The sequence below is a fragment of the Kitasatospora sp. NPDC058184 genome (assembly GCF_042883725.1).
GTDB lineage: Bacteria > Actinomycetota > Actinomycetes > Streptomycetales > Streptomycetaceae > Kitasatospora.
This window is the reverse complement of record NZ_JBHVVE010000029.1, coordinates 12,811-34,770: the sequence shown is the minus strand read 5'-3', so window position 1 is coordinate 34,770 and position 21,960 is coordinate 12,811. Positions and strand designations below refer to the sequence as shown.

18 protein-coding genes are annotated in these 21,960 nt (G+C 71.4%); all 18 read left to right on the top strand.

From position 1 onward, the window contains the following. Positions 1 to 161 precede the first annotated feature (161 nt). The 18 genes from ACFVXH_RS36160 (at position 162) to ACFVXH_RS36075 (ending at position 21,957) form a co-directional block, all read left to right on the top strand. Complete coding sequence (locus tag ACFVXH_RS36160) at positions 162 to 521, top strand: NADH-quinone oxidoreductase subunit A (RefSeq protein WP_030060100.1); 360 nt, start codon at positions 162 to 164, stop codon at positions 519 to 521. A 127-nt stretch (positions 522 to 648) separates the two neighbouring features. After that, positions 649 to 1,203 carry an NADH-quinone oxidoreductase subunit B family protein gene (locus ACFVXH_RS36155; protein WP_074005520.1) on the top strand — a complete coding sequence of 185 codons (555 nt, stop codon included), beginning with the start codon at positions 649 to 651 and terminating at the stop codon, positions 1,201 to 1,203. Next, positions 1,200 to 1,913, top strand: a complete 714-nt coding sequence (locus ACFVXH_RS36150) for an NADH-quinone oxidoreductase subunit C (RefSeq protein ID WP_387830365.1) — start codon at positions 1,200 to 1,202, stop codon at positions 1,911 to 1,913. The genes ACFVXH_RS36155 and ACFVXH_RS36150 overlap by 4 nt, the downstream gene beginning before the upstream one ends. Beyond that, positions 1,913 to 3,253: an NADH-quinone oxidoreductase subunit D gene (locus tag ACFVXH_RS36145; protein WP_049651167.1), complete on the top strand. Its 1,341-nt coding sequence runs from the start codon at positions 1,913 to 1,915 to the stop codon at positions 3,251 to 3,253. The genes ACFVXH_RS36150 and ACFVXH_RS36145 overlap by 1 nt, the downstream gene beginning before the upstream one ends. Next, a complete protein-coding gene (gene nuoE / locus ACFVXH_RS36140) occupies positions 3,250 to 4,110 on the top strand; it encodes an NADH-quinone oxidoreductase subunit NuoE (protein ID WP_387830361.1) in 861 nt (286 codons plus the stop codon). The genes ACFVXH_RS36145 and nuoE overlap by 4 nt, the downstream gene beginning before the upstream one ends. Further along, positions 4,110 to 5,471, top strand: a complete 1,362-nt coding sequence (gene nuoF / locus ACFVXH_RS36135; RefSeq protein ID WP_049651165.1) for an NADH-quinone oxidoreductase subunit NuoF — start codon at positions 4,110 to 4,112, stop codon at positions 5,469 to 5,471. Before nuoE ends, nuoF begins: the two co-directional genes overlap by 1 nt. Next, the gene (locus ACFVXH_RS36130) at positions 5,468 to 8,029 is read left to right on the top strand and encodes an NADH-quinone oxidoreductase subunit G (RefSeq protein WP_387830358.1); all 2,562 of its coding nucleotides are present in this window, start codon (positions 5,468 to 5,470) and stop codon (positions 8,027 to 8,029) included. The genes nuoF and ACFVXH_RS36130 overlap by 4 nt, the downstream gene beginning before the upstream one ends. Then, the gene (gene nuoH / locus ACFVXH_RS36125) at positions 8,026 to 9,381 is read left to right on the top strand and encodes an NADH-quinone oxidoreductase subunit NuoH (protein WP_375876368.1); all 1,356 of its coding nucleotides are present in this window, start codon (positions 8,026 to 8,028) and stop codon (positions 9,379 to 9,381) included. Before ACFVXH_RS36130 ends, nuoH begins: the two co-directional genes overlap by 4 nt. Before the next feature lie 6 nt (positions 9,382 to 9,387). Continuing rightward, a complete protein-coding gene (gene nuoI, locus ACFVXH_RS36120) occupies positions 9,388 to 9,996 on the top strand; it encodes an NADH-quinone oxidoreductase subunit NuoI (RefSeq protein WP_117489179.1) in 609 nt (202 codons plus the stop codon). Next, positions 9,996 to 10,934, top strand: coding sequence for an NADH-quinone oxidoreductase subunit J (locus tag ACFVXH_RS36115; protein WP_387830454.1), 939 nt, complete (start codon positions 9,996 to 9,998; stop codon positions 10,932 to 10,934). The genes nuoI and ACFVXH_RS36115 overlap by 1 nt, the downstream gene beginning before the upstream one ends. Further along, a complete protein-coding gene (gene nuoK, locus ACFVXH_RS36110; RefSeq protein WP_049652557.1) occupies positions 10,931 to 11,230 on the top strand; it encodes an NADH-quinone oxidoreductase subunit NuoK in 300 nt (99 codons plus the stop codon). The genes ACFVXH_RS36115 and nuoK overlap by 4 nt, the downstream gene beginning before the upstream one ends. A 14-nt stretch (positions 11,231 to 11,244) precedes the next feature. Then, complete coding sequence (gene nuoL, locus ACFVXH_RS36105; RefSeq protein ID WP_049652555.1) at positions 11,245 to 13,140, top strand: NADH-quinone oxidoreductase subunit L; 1,896 nt, start codon at positions 11,245 to 11,247, stop codon at positions 13,138 to 13,140. Positions 13,141 to 13,174: 34 nt separating this feature from the next. After that, entirely contained in the window at positions 13,175 to 14,794 is a 1,620-nt protein-coding gene (locus ACFVXH_RS36100) for an NADH-quinone oxidoreductase subunit M (RefSeq protein WP_074005526.1), read from the top strand. Further along, on the top strand, positions 14,791 to 16,428 hold the full coding sequence (gene nuoN, locus ACFVXH_RS36095; protein ID WP_049652549.1) for an NADH-quinone oxidoreductase subunit NuoN: 1,638 nt from the start codon (positions 14,791 to 14,793) through the stop codon (positions 16,426 to 16,428). Before ACFVXH_RS36100 ends, nuoN begins: the two co-directional genes overlap by 4 nt. 312 nt (positions 16,429 to 16,740) lie before the next feature. Continuing rightward, positions 16,741 to 17,751, top strand: coding sequence for a polyprenyl synthetase family protein (locus tag ACFVXH_RS36090; RefSeq protein WP_049652569.1), 1,011 nt, complete (start codon positions 16,741 to 16,743; stop codon positions 17,749 to 17,751). Between the two features lie 216 nt (positions 17,752 to 17,967). Further along, positions 17,968 to 18,630 (top strand): response regulator transcription factor, encoded by a 663-nt coding sequence (locus tag ACFVXH_RS36085; protein ID WP_049652547.1) that lies wholly within the window; start codon positions 17,968 to 17,970, stop codon positions 18,628 to 18,630. Positions 18,631 to 18,907: 277 nt separating this feature from the next. Then, positions 18,908 to 20,905, top strand: a complete 1,998-nt coding sequence (locus ACFVXH_RS36080) for a 2-oxoacid:acceptor oxidoreductase subunit alpha (protein ID WP_387830352.1) — start codon at positions 18,908 to 18,910, stop codon at positions 20,903 to 20,905. Continuing rightward, on the top strand, positions 20,902 to 21,957 hold the full coding sequence (locus tag ACFVXH_RS36075; RefSeq protein WP_387830350.1) for a 2-oxoacid:ferredoxin oxidoreductase subunit beta: 1,056 nt from the start codon (positions 20,902 to 20,904) through the stop codon (positions 21,955 to 21,957). Before ACFVXH_RS36080 ends, ACFVXH_RS36075 begins: the two co-directional genes overlap by 4 nt. Positions 21,958 to 21,960 lie beyond the last annotated feature (3 nt).

Genomic DNA, 21,960 nt, shown 5'->3' with positions numbered 1-21,960 from the left:
TCGCAGATCACAAGCCGACGGGCATAAGATGCGCTCGTTCCAGGCTTTGTGAACTGCCTCACATGAGGTGGATCTCGGGAACCGGAACGCGGGTTCACCTCAGTGTGACCTGCCGGTTCCGATCTGCAGTCAAGGACGACTGGACGGAGGGAGCGGGGGCTATGAATGCCTACGCGCCGATCCTCGTACTCGGTGCCATCGCGGCGGCGTTCGCGGTCGGCTCCGTCGTGATGGCCTCACTCACCGGCCCCAAGCGCTACAACCGGGCCAAGTTGGAGGCGTACGAGTGCGGCATCGAGCCGACCCCGCAGCCCGTGGGCGGCGGTCGGTTCCCGATCAAGTACTACCTGACGGCGATGCTCTTCATCGTCTTCGACATCGAGATCGTCTTCCTCTACCCCTGGGCGGTGACCTTCGACGCCCTGGGGATCTTCGGGCTGGTCGAGATGCTCCTGTTCATCGCCACCGTCTTCGTCGCGTACGCCTACGTGTGGCGGCGCGGCGGTCTGGAGTGGGACTGAGCGCGGGGTGGTCAGAGCGCGGGGTGGTGGCCCACCCGTCCGCCGGCTGAGCACCCGCTTGTGAACGAGCGGACAAGCCAGAACCGGCCCACGTATCAGAGGACTTGAGGGCATTGAGAGGGATCTGATGGGAATCGAGGAGAAGCTGCCGAGCGGCTTTCTGCTCACGACCGTGGAGACGGCCGCCGGCTGGGTGCGCAAGGCGTCACTCTTCCCGGCCACCTTCGGTCTGGCCTGCTGCGCGATCGAGATGATGACCACCGGGGCGGGCCGCTACGACCTGGCCCGGTTCGGCATGGAGGTCTTCCGGGGCTCCCCCCGGCAGGCCGATCTGATGATCGTGGCGGGCCGGGTGAGTCAGAAGATGGCCCCGGTGCTGCGCCAGGTGTACGACCAGATGCCCAACCCCAAGTGGGTCATCTCGATGGGTGTCTGCGCCTCGTCCGGCGGGATGTTCAACAACTACGCGATCGTCCAGGGCGTCGACCACATCGTCCCGGTGGACATCTACCTGCCCGGTTGTCCGCCCCGTCCGGAGATGCTGATGGACGCCATCCTGAAGCTGCACGACAAGATCCAGCACGAGCCGCTGGGCGTGAACAGGCGCCGGGCCGAGGAGCTCGGCGAGGCGCTCGCCCTCAAGGCCACCCCGATCAGCGAGATGCGGGGGCAGCTGCGATGAACGAGCAGGTACCCGAGACCCGCCGCGAGCAGCCGGTCCGCGAGATCCCGGTCGAGGTGGTCGGCCGCCGCCAGGGCATGTTCGGTGCCGAGGGCAGTGGCGACACCTCCGGCTTCGGCGGTCTGGCCGCCCCGATCGTGCTGCCCGGTCCGAGTGAACGCCCGTACGGCGGCTGGTTCGACGAGGTCGCCGACGAGCTGGAGGGCGCCCTGGAGGAGCAGGGCCTGGACCCGGTCGAGGTGGTCGAGAGGACGGTGGTCGACCGCGGCGAGATCACCTTCCACATCGAGCGCGACCACCTGCTGAGGACCGCCCGGATCCTGCGCGACGACCCGGCGCTGCGCTTCGAGCTCTGCCTGGGGGTGAGCGGCGTGCACTACCCCGGCGACAAGGGCCGCGAGCTGCACGCGGTCTACCACCTGCGCTCGATCACCCACGGCCGGCTGATCCGGCTGGAGGTCACCGCGCCCGACGCCGATCCGCGCGTCCCCTCCGTGGTGAGCGTCTACCCGACCAACGACTGGCACGAGCGCGAGGCCTACGACTTCTTCGGCCTGGTCTTCGAGGGCCACCCGGCGCTCACCCGGATCATGATGCCGGACGACTGGCTGGGCCACCCGCAGCGCAAGGACTACCCGCTCGGCGGCATCCCCGTCGAGTACAAGGGCGCCCAGATCCCGGCTCCCGACCAGCGGAGGTCGTACAGCTGATGAACACCCAGCACTATGGAGAGACCGAGGAAGCCGACGCCCGCGAGACCACCGAGGGCCGGGTCTTCACCGTCACCGGCGGCGACTGGGGCGAGGTGGTCGAGGCGGTCGGCCGGGCCGACGACGAGCGCATCATCGTCAACATGGGCCCCCAGCACCCGTCCACCCACGGCGTGCTGCGGCTGATCCTGGAGATCGACGGCGAGACGGTGAAGGAGGCCCGCTGCGGCATCGGCTACCTCCACACCGGCATCGAGAAGAACATGGAGTTCCGCAGCTGGGTCCAGGGCACCACCTTCGTGACCCGCATGGACTACCTGACCCCGCTGTTCAACGAGACGGCCTACTGCCTGGCGGTCGAGAAGCTGCTCGGCATCACCGGCGACGTCCCGGACCGCGCCAACGTCATCCGGGTGATGATGATGGAGCTCAACCGGATCGCCTCGCACCTGGTCTGCCTGGCCACCGGCGGCATGGAGATCGGCTCCACCACCCTGATGATCTACGGCTTCCGGGACCGCGAACTGATCCTGGACGTCTTCGAGCTGGTCACCGGCCTGCGCATGAACCACGCGTACGTGCGCCCCGGCGGCCTCGCCCAGGACCTGCCGCCCGGCGCGGTCGACCAGATCCGCGAGGCGGTCAAGGTCTTCCGCTCCCGGATGCACGAGTACGACAAACTCGCCACCGGCAACCCGGTGTTCAAGGCCCGCCTGGTCGACGTCGGCTTCCTGGACCTGCCCGGCTGCCTGGCCCTCGGCGCCACCGGCCCGATCCTGCGCGCCACCGGCCTGCCGCACGACCTGCGCAAGACCGACCCGTACTGCGGTTACCAGGACTACGACTTCGAGGTCGCGATCGCGGAGAGCGCCGACTCCTACGGCCGCTTCCTGATCCGCCTGGAGGAGATGAAGCAGTCGCTGCGGATCGTCGAGCAGTGCCTGGACCGGCTGCGGCCCGGCCCGGTCATGGTGGCCGACAAGAAGATCGCCTGGCCGGCCCAACTGGCCGTCGGCCCGGACGGGATGGGCAACTCCCTCGACCACATCCGCAAGATCATGGGCACCTCGATGGAGGCCCTGATCCACCACTTCAAGCTGGTCACCGAGGGCTTCCGGGTCCCGGTCGGCCAGGCGTACGCGGCGGTCGAGTCGCCCAAGGGCGAGCTGGGCGTGCACGTGGTCAGCGACGGCGGGACGCGTCCGTACCGGGTCCACTTCCGGGACCCGTCGTTCACCAATCTGCAGACGATGGCGGCGATGTGCGAGGGCGGCCAGGTGGCCGACGTGATCGTCGCGGTGGCCGGGATCGACCCGGTGATGGGAGGCGTGGACCGGTGACCAACGTCGAACTCGGACTGCCGGCACTGCCGGCCGCACCGTACCCCGAGGAGGTGCGTGCCCGGCTGGCCGCCGACGCAGCCGAGCTGATCGCCCGCTACCCGCAGGCCCGCTCGGCGCTGCTGCCGCTGCTGCACCTGGTGCAGGCGGAGGAGGGCTTCGTCAGCCCGACCGGGATCCGCTTCTGCGCCGAACAGCTGGACCTCACCACCGCGGAGGTCACCGCGGTCGCGACCTTCTACACCATGTACCGGCGCCGCCCGGCCGGGAAGTACCACGTCGGGGTCTGCACCAACACCCTGTGCGCGGTGCTCGGCGGCGACCAGATCTTCGCCGAGCTCCAGGAGCACCTGGGCGTCCGCAACAACGAGACCACCGAGGACGGCGAGGTCTCGATCGAGCACATCGAGTGCAACGCGGCCTGCGACTACGCGCCCGTGGTGATGGTCAACTGGGAGTTCTTCGACAACCAGACCCCGGACAGCGCCCGGCAGCTGGTCGACGACCTGCGGGCCGGCCGCGAGGTCCGCCCCACCCGCGGTGCCCGGCTGTGCGGCTTCAAGGAGACCTCCCGGATCCTGGCCGGCTTCCCCGACGAGCGCCCGGGGGCCAACGACGAGTCCGGCGCCGGCGGCGCGCCCTCCCTGGCCGGCCTGCGGCTGGCCCGCGGCGAGGCGCTGCCCGGCACCCCCGGCACCAAGGTGGTCGCCCCGCGCCCCGAATCCCCGCGCTCCGACGCACCCCGCTCCGACGCACCCCGCCCCGAGGCCAACGGCCAGGCAGGCAACGGCCAGGCGGCCAACGGCCAAGCGGGCACCACCCAAGCGGGCAACGGCCAGGAAGGGAGCGAAGCGTGATGACCTCCGCCGAGCCGGCCGAGAAGCTGCTCACCCCGGTCCTGTCCGACTCCTGGGACGACAGCCGCCCCTGGACGCTCGACACCTACCGCCGCCACCACGGCTACGAGGGCCTCAAGGCGGCCCTCGCCATGCCGCCGGACGACGTGATCGCCCTGGTCAAGGACTCCGGCCTGCGCGGCCGCGGCGGCGCCGGCTTCCCCACCGGGATGAAGTGGCAGTTCATCCCGCAGAACGACGGCAAGCCGCACTACCTGGTGGTCAACGCGGACGAGTCCGAGCCGGGCACCTGCAAGGACATCCCGCTGCTGTTCGCCAACCCGCACGCGCTGATCGAGGGCATGATCATCGCCTCTTACGCGATCCGCTGCGACCACGCCTTCATCTACCTGCGCGGCGAGGTCGTCCCGGTGCTGCGCCGGCTGCACGCGGCCGTCGCCGAGGCGTACGGGGCGGGGCTGCTGGGCCGGAACATCCTCGGCTCGGGCGTCGACCTGGACATCACCGTGCACGCCGGCGCCGGCGCCTACATCTGCGGCGAGGAGACGGCGCTGCTGGACTCGCTGGAGGGCCGCCGCGGCCAGCCCAGGCTGCGGCCCCCGTTCCCGGCCATCGCCGGCCTGTACGCCTGCCCGACGGTGGTCAACAACGTCGAGTCGATCGCCTCGGTGCCGCCGATCCTGTCCCGCGGCAAGGAGTGGTTCAAGGCCCTGGGCACCGAGAAGTCCCCCGGCTTCACGCTCTACTCGCTCTCCGGCCACGTCACCAACCCCGGCCAGTACGAGGCCCCGCTCGGCGTCACGCTGCGCCAGCTGCTCGACCTCAGCGGCGGCGTCCGCGCCGGGCACCGGCTGAAGTTCTGGACCCCGGGCGGCTCCTCCACCCCGATGTTCACCGACGAGCACCTCGACGTCCCGCTGGACTACGAGGGCGTCGGGGCGGCCGGCTCGATGCTCGGCACCAAGGCGCTCCAGGTCTTCGACGAGACCACCTGCGTGGTGCGGGCCGTCACCCGCTGGACGGAGTTCTACGCCCACGAGTCCTGCGGCAAGTGCACCCCCTGCCGCGAGGGCACCTACTGGCTGGTCCAGCTGCTCAAGCGGATCGAGGCGGGCCAGGGCGTCGACGGGGACCTGGAGAAGCTCCTCGACATCGCCGACAACATCAACGGCAAGTCCTTCTGCGCCCTGGGCGACGGCGCGGCCAGTCCGATCGTCTCCTCGCTCCAGCACTTCCGGGCCGAGTACGAGCAGCACCTGGCCGAGCGCCGCTGCCCGTTCGACCCGGCCGCCTCCACCGTCTGGGCCGACGGCCCCCGCCCCGGCCACCAGTCCGCCACCGAAAGGGAGGTGCACGCGTGACGATCACAGAGCCAACGGCCTCCGAGACAGCGGTCGAACTGGTCACGCTCACCATCGACGGCGTCGAAGTGCGGGTCCCCAAGGGAACGTTGGTGATCAGGGCCGCCGAGACCATCGGCACCCAGATCCCGCGCTTCTGCGACCACCCGCTGCTCGACCCGGCCGGCGCCTGCCGCCAGTGCATCGTCGAGGTCGAGGGCCAGCGCAAGCCGGTCGCCTCCTGCACCATCCCGGTGGCCGAGGGCATGGTGGTGCGCACCCAGCTCAGCTCGCCGGTGGCCGAGAAGGCCCAGCGCGGCGTGATGGAGCTGCTGCTGATCAACCACCCGCTGGACTGCCCGGTCTGCGACAAGGGCGGCGAGTGCCCGCTGCAGAACCAGGCGATGAGCAGCGGCGCCGCCGACTCCCGCTTCGAGGGGATGAAGCGCACCTACGAGAAGCCGGTGCCGATCAGCAGCCAGGTGCTGCTGGACCGCGAGCGCTGCGTGCTGTGCGCGCGCTGCACCCGCTTCTCGCAGCAGATCGCCGGGGACCCGTTCATCGACCTGGTGGAGCGCGGGGCGCTGCAGCAGGTCGGCACCGGCGAGGGCGACGACTTCGAGTCCTACTTCTCCGGGAACACCATCCAGATCTGCCCGGTGGGCGCGCTTACCTCGGCGGCGTACCGGTTCCGCTCGCGCCCCTTCGACCTGGTCTCCTCGCCGAGCGTGTGCGAGCACTGCGCCTCGGGCTGCGCGCAGCGCACCGACCATCGGCGCGGCAAGGTGCTGCGCCGGCTGGCGGGCGAGGACCCGGCGGTGAACGAGGAGTGGAACTGCGACAAGGGCCGCTTCGCCTTCCGCTACGCCCAGCAGCGCGACCGGCTGACCGCCCCGCTGGTGCGGGTGGACGGCGAGCTGGTGCCGGCCTCCTGGCCGGAGGCGCTGGCCCGGGCGGCCGAGGGGCTGCGCGGGGTCCGGGCGGGGGTGCTGGCCGGCGGCCGGGTGACGGTCGAGGACGCCTACGCGTACGGGAAGTTCGCGCGGGTGGTGCTGGGCACCAACGACGTGGACTTCCGGGCCCGCCCGCACAGCGGCGAGGAGGCGGACTTCCTGGCCGCGGCGGTGGCCGGGCGGGGCGTCGACGTGGACGGCACCGGGGTGTCGTACGAGGACCTCGACCGGGCGCCGGCGGTGCTGCTGGCGGGCTTCGAGCCGGAGGAGGAGTCGCCGATCGTCTTCCTGCGGCTGCGCAAGGCGACCCGGGCGACGGGCCTGAAGGTGTTCTCGGTGGCCGCGTTCGGCTCCCGGGGCCTGGCGAAGCTGCGCGGGGCGCTGCTGCCGGCCGCCCCCGGCACCGAGCCGGAGTGGTTCGCGGCGCTGGCGGCGGACGAGCCGCTGAACGACGACGCGGGCCGGGCGGCCGAACTGCTGCGCACCCCGGGCGCGGTGATCCTGGCGGGCGAGCGGCTGGCCGCCGTCCCGGGCGGGCTGACGGCGGTGCTGCGGCTGGCGCACGCGACGGGCGCGAGGCTCGCCTGGGTGCCGCGCCGGGCCGGTGAGCGCGGGGCCGTCGAGGCGGGCGTGCTGCCGGGCCTGCTGCCCGGCGGGCGTCCGGTGGCCGTTCCGGCGGCCCGGGCGGAGGCGGCCGCGGTGTGGGGCGGCGCCGAGCCGCCGTCCCGGCCGGGCCGGGACACCGACGGGATCCTGGCGGCGGCCGCGGCGGGCGAGTTGGACGCGCTGCTGGTCGGCGGCGTGGACCCGGACGACCTGCCGGATCCGGCGCTGGCCGACGAGGCGCTGGCGGCGGTGCCGTTCCTGGTGTCGCTGGAGCTGCGGCCCTCGGCGGTGACGGCGCGGGCCGACGTGGTGCTGCCGGTGGCGGCGGTGGCGGAGAAGGCCGGCACCTTCCTGGACTGGGAGGGCCGGGTGCGGATGTTCGAGTCGGCGCTCAAGCCGGACCAGCAGATGGGCCGCCACCTCCAGCCGGACCTGCGGGTGCTGGGCATGCTGGCCGACGCGCTGGGCCACCGGCTGGGCCTGCCGGACGTCCGGGCGGCCCGGCTGGAGCTGGACCGCTTCGCCCCCTGGGAGGGCGACCGCACGGCCGACCCGGCGGCGCACCCGGGCCTGCTGCCCCGACCGGCCACCGGCCAGGCGGTGCTGGCGGGTTGGCGCCTGCTGCTGGACAACGGCGTGCTGCAGCAGGGGGACCCGCACCTGGCGGGCACCCGGCACCGGGCGGTGGCCCGGATCTCGGCGGAGACGGCCAAGGAGATCGGCGCCGAGGCGGCCGAGGAGCTGCGGCTGACCGGTTCGGCCGGATCGCTGACCCTGCCGCTGGAGGTCACCGACTCGATCCCGGACCGCACGGTCTGGGTCCCGCTGGACTCCACGCCGGGCGGCGCCCACCGCGCGCTCGGCACCACCGTCGGCCACCTGGTCACGATCGCCGCGGCCGAGTCAGAACCCGAGTCCGAAGTCGGACCCGGACCCGAAGTCGGACCCGCACCCGGGGCCGGCTCCGAACCCGGGGCCGCGGACGAGACCGCCGGCGACGGCACAGGGGAGGACCGATGACGTCGCAGCCGTACGAGACGCTCCACTTCTTCGGGCAGGACCCGTGGTGGCTGGTGCTGCTGAAGGCGGTGTTCTGCTTCGCCTTCCTGGTCCTGACGGTGCTGATCGCGATCGTCTGGGAGCGCAAGGTGGTGGCCTGGATGCAGCTGCGCATCGGGCCCAACCGGCACGGCCCGTGGGGCCTGCTGCAGTCGCTGGCGGACGGCGTGAAGCTGGCGCTGAAGGAAGACCTGGTGGTCAAGGGCTCGGACAAGGTGGTCTACATCCTGGCCCCGATCGTCTGCGCCATCCCCGCGTTCATGGCCTTCGCGGTGATCCCGTTCGGTCCGGCCGGCAACGAGGTGTCGATCTTCGGCACCCGTACGCCGCTCCAGCTGACGGACTTCCCGGTCGCGCTGCTGTACGTCCTGGCGACGGCCTCGGTGGGCATCTACGGCATCGTGCTGGCCGGCTGGTCCTCGGGTTCGACGTACCCGCTGCTGGGCGGGCTGCGCTCGTCCGCGCAGATGATCAGCTACGAGATCGCGATGGGCCTGTCCTTCGCGGCGGTGTTCATCTACTCGGGCTCGATGTCGACCTCGGAGATCGTGGCGCACCAGCAGCCGACCTGGTTCGCGGCGCTGCTGCCGGTGTCGTTCATCGTCTACATCATCGCGATGGTCGGCGAGACCAACCGGGCGCCGTTCGACCTGCCGGAGGCCGAGGGCGAGCTGGTCGGCGGCTTCAACACCGAGTACTCCTCGCTGAAGTTCGCGATGTTCATGCTGGCCGAGTACGTGAACATGGTGACGGTCTCGGCGGTGGCCTCGACCCTCTTCCTGGGCGGCTGGCGGGCCCCGTGGCCGGTGACGACCTTCTGGGAGGGCGCCAACCACGGCTGGTGGCCGATGCTGTGGATCACGCTGAAGATCCAGCTGCTGCTGTTCTTCTTCATCTGGCTGCGCGGCACGCTGCCCCGGCTCCGCTACGACCAGTTCATGAAGCTGGGCTGGAAGGTGCTGATCCCGGTCTCGCTGGTGTGGCTGGTGCTGATCGCGAGCGTGCGGGCGCTGCGCAACGAGGGCTACGGCTTCGGCCAGGTGGTGCTGTACGTGGGCGCCCCGGTCGGGGCGGTGCTGCTGCTGGCGCTGCTGCGGGACTTCCTGAGGAAGCAGCCGGAGTCCGGGGAGGCCCCGCCCGGTGCGGGCCCGGCCCGGCCGAAGGACGGGGGGGAGTTCGACCCGATGGCGGGCGGCTACCCCGTCCCGCCGCTGCCCGGCCAGGTGCTCCCGCCGGTGCCGCGCCGCCGCAGCCGTGCCCCGAAGCAACTCCAGGACGCCCTCAACGGGGCCGACCATTCCGAAGGGAGCTGAACCGAGATGTCCGACCAGTCCGATCGAACGGGCCACGCCGAACGGGGCGACCGTCCGTCGATCCTCGGCCCGGCCGCCGGCTTCGGCGTGACCTTCAAGGCCATGTTCAAGAAGCGGCTCACCGAGCAGTACCCGGAGCAGAAGAAGCCCACCGCTCCGCGCTTCCACGGCCGCCACCAGCTGAACCGGCACCCGGACGGCCTGGAGAAGTGCGTCGGCTGCGAGCTGTGCGCGTGGGCCTGCCCGGCCGACGCGATCTACGTGGAGGGCGCGGACAACCAGGACGAGGAGCGCTACTCCCCGGGTGAGCGCTACGGCGCGGTGTACCAGATCAACTACGCCCGCTGCATCCTGTGCGGGCTGTGCATCGAGGCCTGCCCGACCAGGGCGCTGACCATGACCAACGAGTACGAGCTGGCCGACTCCTCCCGGCGGGACCTCATCTTCACCAAGGAGCAGCTGCTGGTGGGCCTGTCCGAGGGCATGGTCGACACCCCGCACGCGATCTTCCCGGGCACCGACGAGGGCGCGTACTACCGGGGCGAGGTCACCTCGGCGGCGCCGGGGACGGTCCAGCAGGAGCGCACCGAGCGGGACAAGGAGGTGCAGCAGTGATCGCGCGGCTGGCGGAGGCGACCGGGACGACCTCGACGGGCGAGGCCGTCCAGTTCTGGGTGCTCGCGGTGATCGCGGTCGGCGGTGCGCTCGGCATGGTGCTGATGCGCAAGGCCGTGCACAGCGCGCTCTGCCTGGCGGCCACCATGATGGCGCTGGCGGTCTGTTACATGGCCCAGGGCGCGGTGTTCCTGGGCGTGGTGCAGATCGTGGTCTACACCGGCGCGATCATGATGCTGTTCCTGTTCGTGGTGATGCTGGTCGGCGTCACCGGCGAGGACTCGCTGAAGGAGCAGCTGAAGGGCCAGCGGTTCGCCGCGGCGCTGTGCGGGCTGGGCTTCGGCGTGCTGCTGATCGCCGGGATCGCCAACGCGAAGCTGGACCACTTCACCGGGCTGTCCGAGGCGAACGCCGAGGGCAACGTGCCGGGCCTGGCCCGGCTGATCTTCACCCGCTACGTGTGGGCCTTCGAGGTCACCGGCGCGCTGCTGATCACCGCGGCGATCGGCGCGATGGTGCTGACCCACCGGGAGCACGTGAAGGCGCCGAAGACGCAGCGCGAGCTGGCGGCGCAGCGGGTCGTGGACAACATCCAGCTGCCGCCGCTGCCGGCGCCGGGCGTGTACGCCCGGCACAACGCGGTGGACGTGCCGGGGCTGCTGCCGGACGGCACGATCGCCGAGGACTCGGTGATGGCGACGCTGCGCGAGCGCGGCCAGGTCCGGGACGTCAGCCAGGCGATGCTGCGGCGGATGGCGGAGCTGGAGAACAGCACGGCGGACTGGCTGGGCCGTCCGTCCTCGGAGCGGCCGGCCGTGAAGGCCCCGCGCAAGTCGCTGGAGCCGGTGCCGGCCAACGGCGCCCCGCTGCCGGCGAACGGCGGGGCGGTGACGGCGAACAACGTGAAGCACCCGGCCGACGAGGAGGGCGCGGAGTGAACCCGGTCAACTACCTCTACCTGTCGGCCCTGTTGTTCACCATCGGAGCGGCCGGAGTGCTGGTCCGACGCAACGCGATCGTGCTGTTCATGTGCGTGGAGCTGATGCTGAACGCCTCGAACCTCGCCCTGGTGACCTTCTCCCGGCTGCACGGGACCTTGGACGGCCAGATCATCGCGTTCTTCACGATGGTGGTCGCGGCGGCCGAGGTCGTGGTCGGCCTCGCCATCATCGTCTCCATCTTCCGGACCAGGCACTCCGCTTCGGTCGACGACAGCAACCTGATGAAGCTGTAGGCGGAGGGCCCTCGGTGAAATCTCTCATTCCGCTGCTGGTGGCGGCTCCACTGGCGGGCGCCGCCCTGCTGCTGCTCGGCGGCCGGGCGCTGGACCGCTTCGGCCACTGGCTGGCCACCGCGCTCGCGGCGCTCTCGTTCGGCTTCGGCCTGGCCCTGTTCTCGGACATGCTCGGCCGTGACGCCGAGCACCGGGCGGTCACCCGGCACCTGTTCAGCTGGATCCCGGTGAACGGCTTCCAGGCCGATATCTCCTTCCGGCTCGACCAGCTGTCGATGACCTTCGTCCTGCTGATCACCGGTGTCGGCACGCTGATCCACCTCTACTCGGTCGGCTACATGGCGCACGACGAGCGCCGGCGCCGCTTCTTCGCGTACCTGAACCTGTTCCTGGCCGCCATGCTGCTTCTGGTGGTCGCGGACAACTACCTGCTGCTGTACTTCGGCTGGGAGGGCGTGGGCCTGGCCTCGTACCTCCTGATCGGCTTCTGGCAGCACAAGCCGAGTGCGGCGACGGCGGCGAAGAAGGCCTTCATCGTCAACCGGGTCGGCGACATGGGCCTGTCCATCGCGATCATGCTGATGTTCGCCGAGTTCGGCTCCTTCGCCTTCGACCCGGTCTTCGGCGGTGCCCACCAGGCGAGCGAGGGCAAGCTGACGGCGATCGGCCTGATGCTGCTGCTGGCGGCCTGCGGCAAGTCGGCGCAGGTGCCGCTGCAGTCCTGGCTCGGGGACGCGATGGAGGGCCCGACCCCGGTGTCGGCGCTGATCCACGCGGCCACCATGGTGACCGCGGGCGTCTACCTGATCACCCGCTCCTCGGCGGTCTTCGACCTGGCGCCGGACGCGCAGACCGCCGTGGTGGTGGTCGGCGCGGTCACGCTGCTGTTCGGTGCGATCGTCGGTTGCGCCAAGGACGACATCAAGAAGGCGCTGGCCGGCTCGACGATGTCGCAGATCGGCTACATGGTGCTGGCGGCCGGGCTCGGCCCGATCGGCTACGCCTTCGCGATCATGCACCTGGTGACCCACGGCTTCTTCAAGGCCGGGCTGTTCCTCGGCGCCGGGTCGGTCATGCACGGCATGAACGACGAGGTGAACATGCGTCACTACGGCGGCCTGCGGAAGTACATGCCGGTCACCTTCGTCACCTTCGGTCTCGGCTACCTGGCGATCATCGGCTTCCCGGGCCTGTCCGGCTTCTTCTCCAAGGACAAGATCATCGAGGCGGCCTTCGCCAAGGGCGGCACCGAGGGCTGGATCCTCGGGGGGTGCGCGCTGGTCGGCGCGGCGGTCACCGCGTTCTACATGACCAGGGTCATGGTGCTGACCTTCTTCGGCGAGAAGCGCTGGCAGCCGGACGCGGAGGGCAACGCCCCGCACCCGCACGAGTCGCCGCGGACGATGACCGTCCCGATGGTCCTGCTGGCCTTCGGCTCGGTCTTCGCGGGCGGACTGTTCGCCTTCAACGACTCCTTCCTGAAGTGGCTGGAGCCGGTCACCGGGCACGAGGAGGGCAACTCCCCGCTCGCCCCGCTGACCGTCACCCTGCTGACCACGGCCTGCATGCTGGCCGGCGTCGGCCTGGCGTACCTGGTGTACGGGCGCTCGCCGGTCCCGGTGGTGCCGCCGGTCGGCTCCCCGCTCACCCGGGCCGCCCGCCGCGACCTGCTGCAGGACGACTTCAACCACGCGGTGCTGGTGCGGCCGGGCTCGGCGCTCGCCGCGGCGCTGGTCTTCTTCGACAGCCGCGGCCTGGACGGCGTGGTCAACGGCCTGGCCGCCGGGATCGGCGGGCTCTCCGGCCGGCTGCGGCGGGTCCAGAACGGCTACGTCCGCTCGTACGCGCTCTCCATGTTCGGCGGCACGCTGGTGCTGGTCGCCATGACTCTCCTGATGAGGTCCACGTGATGACTCGTCCTGATATCCGTTGGGGGGCCAGGCCATGAGCTTTCTGTTGACCGCCACCTGCGCCGTCCCGGCGGCCGGCGCGGTGCTGACGGCCGCGCTGCCCGCCGGGTCCTCCGAGAGCCGGCGCAGGACCACCAAGGCCGTCGCGCTGGGCGCCTCGGCCGTCACCCTGGTGCTGGCCGCCGTGGTGGCGGCCCGGTTCGACCCGCACGGCGCCCGCTTCCAGCTGAACGAGTCGTACAGCTGGATCCGCTCCTTCGGCATCACCTTCTCGCTCGGCGTGGACGGCATCGGCGCGGTGCTCGCCCTGCTCACCGCCGTGCTCGTGCCGCTGGTGATCCTCGCCTCCTGGCACGACGCCGACCCGGCGCCGGCCGGGCCGGACGGCACCTTCGAGAACAAGCGCCGCACCCAGGCCTTCTTCGCCCTGATCCTGGCGGTGGAGGCGATGGTGGTCGTCTCCTTCTACGCCACCGACGTCTTCGTGTTCTACGTGTTCTTCGAAGCCATGCTGATCCCGATGTACTTCCTGATCGGCGGCTTCGGCGACCGGGCGGGCGGCCCCGAGTCGGCGCGTCAGCGCTCCTACGCGGCCGTGAAGTTCCTGCTCTACAACCTGCTCGGCGGCCTGGTGATGCTGGCCGCCGTGATCGGCCTGTACGTGACGGCGCAGGACCAGGGCTTCGGCACCTTCGACCTGCCGACCCTGACCTCGGCGATCGCCGACGGCCGGCTCCAGCTGACCGGCACCGCCGAGAAGGCGCTGTTCCTGGGCTTCTTCTTCGCCTTCGCGGTGAAGGCCCCGCTCTGGCCGCTGCACACCTGGCTGCCGAACGCGATGGGCGAGTCCACCGCCGGCACCGCGGTGCTGATCACCGCGGTGGTGGACAAGGTCGGCACCTTCGCGATGCTGCGCTTCTGCCTCGGGCTGTTCCCGAACGCCTCGAAGACCTTCGCCCCGGCGATCCTGGTCCTGGCGCTGATCGGGATCGTCTACGGCGCGCTGCTGGCGATCGGCCAGAAGGACATCAAGCGGCTGGTGGCGTACGCCTCGATCTCGCACTTCGGCTTCATCATCATGGGCGTCTTCGCCCTGACCAGCCAGGGCCAGAGCGGCGCGACCCTCTACATGGTGAACCACGGCCTGTCCACGGCGGCGTGGATGCTGGTGGCCGGCTTCCTGATCTCCCGTCGCGGCTCGCGGCTGATCGCCGACTACGGCGGCGTGCAGAAGGTCGCCCCGGTGCTGGCCGGGACGTTCCTGATCGGCAGTCTGGCCACCCTGTCGCTGCCCGGGCTGGCCCCGTTCGTCAGCGAGTTCCTGGTCCTGGTGGGCACCTTCACCCGCTACCCGGCGATCGGGATCGTGGCCACCTTCGGCATCGTGCTGGCCGCGCTGTACGCCCTGCTGCTGTACCAGCGCACCATGACCGGCCCGGTGAAGGACGGGGTGCGCACGATGCCCGACCTCAAGGCCCGCGAACTCGCCGTGGTAGGCCCGTTGGTGGCGCTGACCATCCTGCTCGGCGTCTACCCGAAGCCGCTCACCGACCTGGTCAACCCCTCGGTGAACGCGACGCTCTCGCAGGTCCACCAGACCGACCCGGCGCCGGCCCACCCGGTCGCCGCCACCTCAGGAGGTGAGCAGAAGTGAGTGCCACCGCAGTGCTCGCCGCCGCCGGCGGCAACACCCCCAGCATCCCGGCGCCGCACATCGAGTACGGCCAGCTCTCCCCGATGCTCGTGGTGTTCGCGGCCGCCGTGGCCGGCGTCCTGGTGGAGGCCTTCGTGCCCCGCCGGTACCGGCACTGGACCCAGGTGACGCTCGCCCTGGCCGGGCTGGTCGGCGCCTTCGTCGCCGTGGTGGTGCTGGCCGTGCAGAGCCACGGCTTCACCCGGATCGACCTGCTGGCCATGGAGTCCGTCGCGATGGACGGCCCGGCGCTGTTCCTCCAGGGCGTGATCCTGCTGGCCTCCGTGGTCGCGGTGCTCACCTACGCCGAGCGGAGGCTGGAGCCCAAGGCCGGCGGCCTGCCCGCCGACGCCTTCGCCGCCCAGGCCGCCGCGACCCCCGGCGGCGAGCAGGAGCGGGCCGCGGTCCGGGCCGGCTTCGCCACCAGCGAGGTCTTCCCGCTCACCATGTTCGCGGTCGGCGGCATGCTGCTGTTCCCCGCCGCCAACGACCTGCTGACCATGTTCGTGGCGCTGGAGGTCTTCTCGCTGCCGCTGTACCTGCTGTGCGCGCTGGCCCGGCGCCGCCGGCTGCTGTCCCAGGAGGCGGCGGTCAAGTACTTCCTGCTCGGCGCCTTCGCCTCGGCGTTCTTCCTGTTCGGCACCGCGCTGCTCTACGGCTACGCGGGCAGCGTGAAGCTCGGCGACATCGGGGACGTCATCTCCGGCAAGGCGATGACCACCCCCGCGCAGCTGAGCACCACCCAGAGCGACGCGCTGGTGCTGACCGGCCTGGCGATGCTGGCGGTCGGCCTGCTGTTCAAGGTCGCCGCGGTGCCCTTCCACTCCTGGACCCCGGACGTCTACCAGGGCGCGCCGACCCCGGTGACCGGCTTCATGGCGGCGGCCACCAAGGTCGCGGCCTTCGGGGCCTTCCTGCGGCTGTTCTACGTGGCCTTCCCGGGCCTGCGGCTGGACTGGCGGCCGGTGATGTGGGGCGTCGCGATCCTCACCATGGTGGTGGGCGCGGTGCTCGCGGTGACCCAGCAGGACGTCAAGCGCCTGCTGGCGTACTCCTCGATCGCGCACGCGGGGTTCATCCTGACCGGCGTGATCGCCGTCAACAAGCAGGGCATCTCCTCGGTGCTGTTCTACCTGCTGGCGTACTCCTTCGTGACGCTCGGCGCGTTCGCGGTGGTGACGCTGGTGCGCGACTCCAAGGGCGAGGCGACCCACCTGTCCAGCTGGGCCGGGCTCGGGCGGCGCTCGCCGCTGGTGGCGGCGGTGTTCGCGCTGTTCCTGCTGGCCTTCGCCGGGATTCCGCTGACCTCCGGGTTCACCGGGAAGTTCGCGGTGTTCCAGGCCGCGGCCAGCGGCGGGGCGACCCCGCTGGTGGTGGTCGGTGTGCTGAGCTCGGCGGTGGCCGCGTTCTTCTACATCCGGGTCATCGTGCTGATGTTCTTCTCGGACCCCCAGCCGGGGGGCCCCACGGTGGCGGTGCCGAGCGCCTTCACGGCGACCGCGATCGGGGTGGGGGTGCTGGTCACGCTGGGTCTCGGACTGCTGCCGCAGTACTTCCTCGACCTCGCCTCCAAGGCCTCGCTGTTCGTGCGCTGACCTTTACGCCCACCGCTCCCGACCAGGGCCCCGTCCGGGCCGCGCTCAGCCCGCGCGGCCCGGACGGGTCTGTGTCGGGTGCCGGGGCCGGGGGAGTTCCGGGGGCTCTCCCACCTTTATTACCAGCCGAATTCGCCCCCCACCGCCGTCCGGCCCGCGCAGCCGCCCTGACCAGGGCATCAAGCCCGATCATGACAGGATCCGCACGCCCGTGCAGTGATCCACTCGCGACCGGATACCCTGCCTGTATGGCCAGCGGCGGCACTCAGGGACCAGGCCGCTAGATCGACCAGGGACAGAGGAGTGGTCTTCGTGACCGTCGTGGAACCCTTCGGGCTCAGCGTGCAGGACCGCGACCTGACCCGGGACGTCCAGGCCGGACTGGACGCTGTGGAGGCGGCGCTCGGTGAGGCCGTCAAGAGCGACGTCCCCTTCATCACCGTCACCGCCAGTCACCTCCTCGAGGCCGGCGGCAAGCGCTTCCGCCCGCTGCTCCTGCTGCTGGCCGCCCAGTTCGGCGACCCGGGGGCGCCCGGCGTGGTGCCCGCCGCCGTGGTGGTCGAACTGACCCACCTGGCCACGCTCTACCACGACGACGTCATGGACGAGGCGCCGGTGCGCCGGGGCGCCCCGAGCGCCAACTCCCGCTGGGACAACTCGGTCGCCATCCTCACCGGCGACTTCCTGTTCTCCCGCGCCTCCCAGGTGCTCTCCGACCTCGGCCCGGAGGCCGTGCGGATGCAGGCCGAGGCCTTCGAGCGGCTGGTCACCGGCCAGATCCTGGAGACCCGCGGCCCGGGCCAGGACATGGACCCGCTGCTGCACTACCTGGACGTCCTGGAGGGCAAGACCGGCTCGCTGATCGCCGTCTCCTGCCGGATAGGAGCGCTGATGGCCGGTGCCGAGCGCGAGCTGGTGGACACCCTCGGCGAGTTCGGCGAGCGGATCGGCATCGCCTTCCAGCTGGCCGACGACGTGCTCGACATCGCCAGCGACGGCCACGAGTCCGGCAAGACCCCCGGCACCGACCTGCGCGAGGGCGTGCCGACCCTGCCGACCCTGCTGCTGCAGCAGATGCCCGCCGACCCGGCCGACCCGGACGACGCCCGGCTGCGCGAACTGCTCGACCAGGACCTCTCCGACGACGACCTGCACGCCGAGGCGCTGCGCCTGCTGCGCGCCCACCCCGCGCTGGAGCGCGCCCGCGCCGAGACCCTGCGCCGGGCCGAGGAGGCCCGGGCGCTGCTCGCGCCGCTGCCGGACTGCGCCGCGAAGGCCGCCCTGGAGGGCCTCTGCGACGCGGTGGCGATCCGCACGATGTGAGGCCCCGCTCCGGGGAGGACCCCGCTCCGGGGAGGACCCCGCTCCGGGGAGGACCCCGCTCCGGGTGAGGCCCCGCACGATGGGGGACCCCGCTCCGGGCGGGACCGCCGGGAGCCGTCCGGGCCGGGCCGAGAGGTGGCCCGTCCCGGACCCTCCGCCCGCCCCGGGATGGGGGAGACTGACTTCCGTCAGCACACGCCTGCCCGGAAGGTCGTTATGCGTCGCGTCGTCATCGCCGAGGACTCCGTACTGCTCAGGGAGGGACTGACCCGGCTGCTCACCGATCGCGGCCTGGAGGTCGTCGCCGGGGTCGGTGACGGAGACGCCCTGGTGAAGACCATCCACGACCTGGCGGCCGCCGACGCCCTGCCGGACGTCGTGGTCTCCGACGTGCGGATGCCCCCGAACCACACCGACGAGGGCCTGCGCGCCTGCGTGGAACTGCGCGCCCGGTACCCGCAGCTGGGTGTGCTGGTGTTGTCGCAGTTCGTGGAGGAGCGCTACGCCTCGGAGCTGCTGGCCGGCTCGACCCGGGGCGTGGGGTACCTGCTGAAGGACCGGGTCGCCGAGGTGCGCGAGTTCGCCGACGCGGTGGTCCGGGTCGCCGAGGGCGGCACCGCGCTGGACCCGGAGGTGGTGCAGCAGCTCCTCAGCCGCAGCCGCAAGGGCGACGTTCTGGCCAATCTCACGCCGCGCGAGCGCGAGGTGCTCGGGCTGATGGCGGAGGGCCGCACCAACGCCGCGGTGGCCAAGCAGCTGGTGGTCTCCGACGGCGCGGTGGAGAAGCACGTCAGCAACATCTTCCTCAAGCTGGGACTGGCTCAGAGCGCCGAGGACCACCGCCGGGTGCTGGCCGTGCTCACCTACCTCAACTCCTGACGCCCTCCGGTTCCGTCGCCCCGGCGCCCGGGGCGCGCCCCCGGGAGCGCATCTCGGCCATGCGCCCGTGAGGTGCTCGCGCCCGCCCGTCCGAGCCGGAATGATCTCCGGCGGGCGGGCGTTGACCTTCATGTGCGGTGCAGCCGCGGGCCGGTGAAATAACTGCCGTGCTTCCGGTCGCCGTCGGGTCGGCCCGCATAGGATGCGAGAGGTGCACCAGGCGGACGGGGCACGGGGCCGCGCCCGCGGTGGTGCGCCCACGAGGAGGTCCGCGGCAGTGACCAGTCAGGTCGATCAGTCAGAGGCAGTGGACGGCCCGGACGGCGACGAGGCCCGCGCCGGGAGCGGAGAGGCGCACGCGGGTGCGGACGCGTCCGCCGGACCGCCCGGCCCGGGCGGCCCTCCGGTGAAGCCGGGCAAGCCCATCCGCAGACTCGATCGGGTGATCATTCGCTTCGCCGGCGACTCCGGTGACGGCATGCAGCTGACCGGTGACCGTTTCACCTCGGAGACGGCGTCGTTCGGCAACGACCTGTCCACGCTGCCGAACTTCCCGGCCGAGATCCGGGCGCCCGCCGGCACCCTGCCGGGCGTCTCGTCCTTCCAACTGCACTTCGCGGACCACGACATCCTGACCCCGGGCGACGCCCCGAACGTGCTGGTCGCGATGAACCCGGCCGCGCTGAAGGCGAACGTGCCGGACCTGCCGCGCGGTGCCGAGATCATCGTCAACACCGACGAGTTCACCAAGCGGGCGCTGGCCAAGGTCGGTTACCCGGCGGACCCGCTGGGCGACGGCTCGCTGGACGGCTTCCACCTGCACAAGGTGCCGCTGACCACGCTGACCCTGGAGGCGCTCAAGGACAGCGGCCTGGCCCGCAAGGACGCCGAGCGGGCGAAGAACATGTTCGCCCTCGGCCTGCTGTCCTGGATGTACCACCGGCCCACGCACGGGACGGAGTCGTTCCTGCGCACCAAGTTCGCCAAGAAGCCGCAGATCGCCGAGGCGAACATCACCGCCTTCCGGGCGGGCTGGAACTTCGGCGAGACCACCGAGTCCTTCGCCGTCTCCTACGAGGTGCCGCCGGCCAGGCTCCCGGCCGGGCGCTACCGCAACATCTCCGGCAACCTGGCGCTGTCCTACGGGCTGATCGCCGCCTCGCGGCGCTCCGGCCTCCCGCTGTACCTGGGCTCCTACCCGATCACCCCGGCCTCGGACATCCTGCACGAGCTGAGCCGGCACAAGGACTTCGGGGTGCGCACCTTCCAGGCGGAGGACGAGATCGCCGGTGTCGGTGCGGCGCTCGGCGCCGCCTTCGGCGGGGCGCTCGGGGTGACCACCACCTCCGGGCCGGGTGTCGCGCTGAAGTCCGAGACGATCGGCCTGGCCGTCTCGCTCGAACTGCCGCTGCTGGTCGTGGACATCCAGCGCGGCGGCCCGTCCACCGGCCTGCCGACCAAGACCGAGCAGGCGGACCTGCTGCAGGCGATGTTCGGGCGCAACGGCGAGGCGCCGGTGCCGATCGTCGCCCCGGCCACGCCCGCGGAGTGCTTCGACGCGGCGCTGGAGGCGGCCCGGATCGCGGTCACCTACCGCACCCCGGTGTTCCTGCTCTCGGACGGCTACCTGGCCAACGGCTCGGAGCCCTGGCGGATCCCCGAGGTCGACGAACTGCCGGAGATCGACCCGGAGTTCGCCACCGGCCCGAACCGCGAGGACGGCGCCTTCTGGCCGTACCTGCGTGATCCGCGGACCCTGGCCAGGCCCTGGGCGCTGCCCGGTACGCCCGGCCTGGAGCACCGGATCGGCGGCATCGAGAAGCAGGACGGCACCGGCAACATCTCCTACGACCCGGCCAACCACGACTTCATGGTCCGCACCCGGCAGGCCAAGGTCGACGGCATCACGGTGAAGCCGGTCGAGGTGGACGACCCGAGCGGCGACGCCCGGGTGCTGGTGCTCGGCTGGGGCTCGACGTACGGGCCGATCACCGCCGCGGTGCGCCGGGTGCGCGCGGACGGCGGCGAGGTCGCCCAGGCGCACCTGCGCAACCTCAACCCGTTCCCGGCCAACCTGGGCTCGGTGCTGCGGAGTTACGAGAAGATCATCGTTCCCGAGATGAACCTGGGGCAGCTGGCCCTGCTGCTGCGGGCGAAGTACCTGGTGGACGCCGAGTCCTACAACCAGGTGCGCGGACTGCCGTTCAAGGCGGCCCAGTTGGCGGACGTGCTGTGGGCCGCGATCGGCACCCTGGACGAGGAGGACCACCGATGAGCGAGAGCGGCTTCCCGTCCCTGCGACTGGTGCCCAAGGCCGAAGGCCCGCAGAGCGCCCGGGACTTCAAGACCGACCAGGAGGTGCGCTGGTGCCCGGGCTGCGGGGACTACGCGATCCTGGCGGCGGTGCAGTCCTTCATGCCGGAGCTGGGCATCAGGCGCGAGAACACGGTGTTCGTCTCCGGCATCGGCTGCTCCTCGCGCTTCCCGTACTACATGAACACCTACGGGGTGCACTCGATCCACGGCCGGGCGCCGGCGATCGCGACCGGGCTGGCCACCTCGCGCCAGGACCTGAGCGTCTGGGTGGTGACGGGTGACGGCGACGCGCTGTCGATCGGCGGCAACCACCTGATCCACGCCCTGCGGCGGAACGTCAATTTGAAGATCCTGTTGTTCAACAACCGTATCTACGGCCTCACCAAGGGCCAGTACTCGCCCACCAGTGAGCTCGGCAAGATCACCAAGTCCACCCCGATGGGCTCGCTGGACGCGCCGTTCAACCCGCTGTCGCTGGCGATCGGCGCCGAGGCCACCTTCGTCGCGCGCACCATCGACTCGGACCGCCAGCACCTCCAGTCGGTGCTGCGGGCGGCCGCCGAGCACCAGGGCACGGCGCTGGTGGAGATCTACCAGAACTGCAACATCTTCAACGACGGCGCCTTCGAGGTGCTGAAGGACCCGGGCAGCCGGGACGAGGCGCTGATCCGGCTGGAGCACGGGAAGGCCGCCCGCTTCGGCGCGGACCTGGCGAACGGCGTCTTCCGGGGCCCGGACGGCGAGCTGTTCACCGCCCCGGTCACGGCGGACAACGAGGCGGACGTCCTGGTCCACGACGCGCACGCGGCCAGCCCCGCCACCGCCTTCGCGCTCTCCCGGATCGCCGACGCGGACACCCTGCACCACACGCCGATCGGCGTGCTGCGCAGCGTCGAACGGCCGGTCTACGACGAGCTGATGGCGAGCCAGCTGGCCACCGCCACCGACGGGCGCGGCCCGGGCGACCTGGCCACGCTGCTCGCCGGCCACGACACCTGGACGGTGGACTGACCG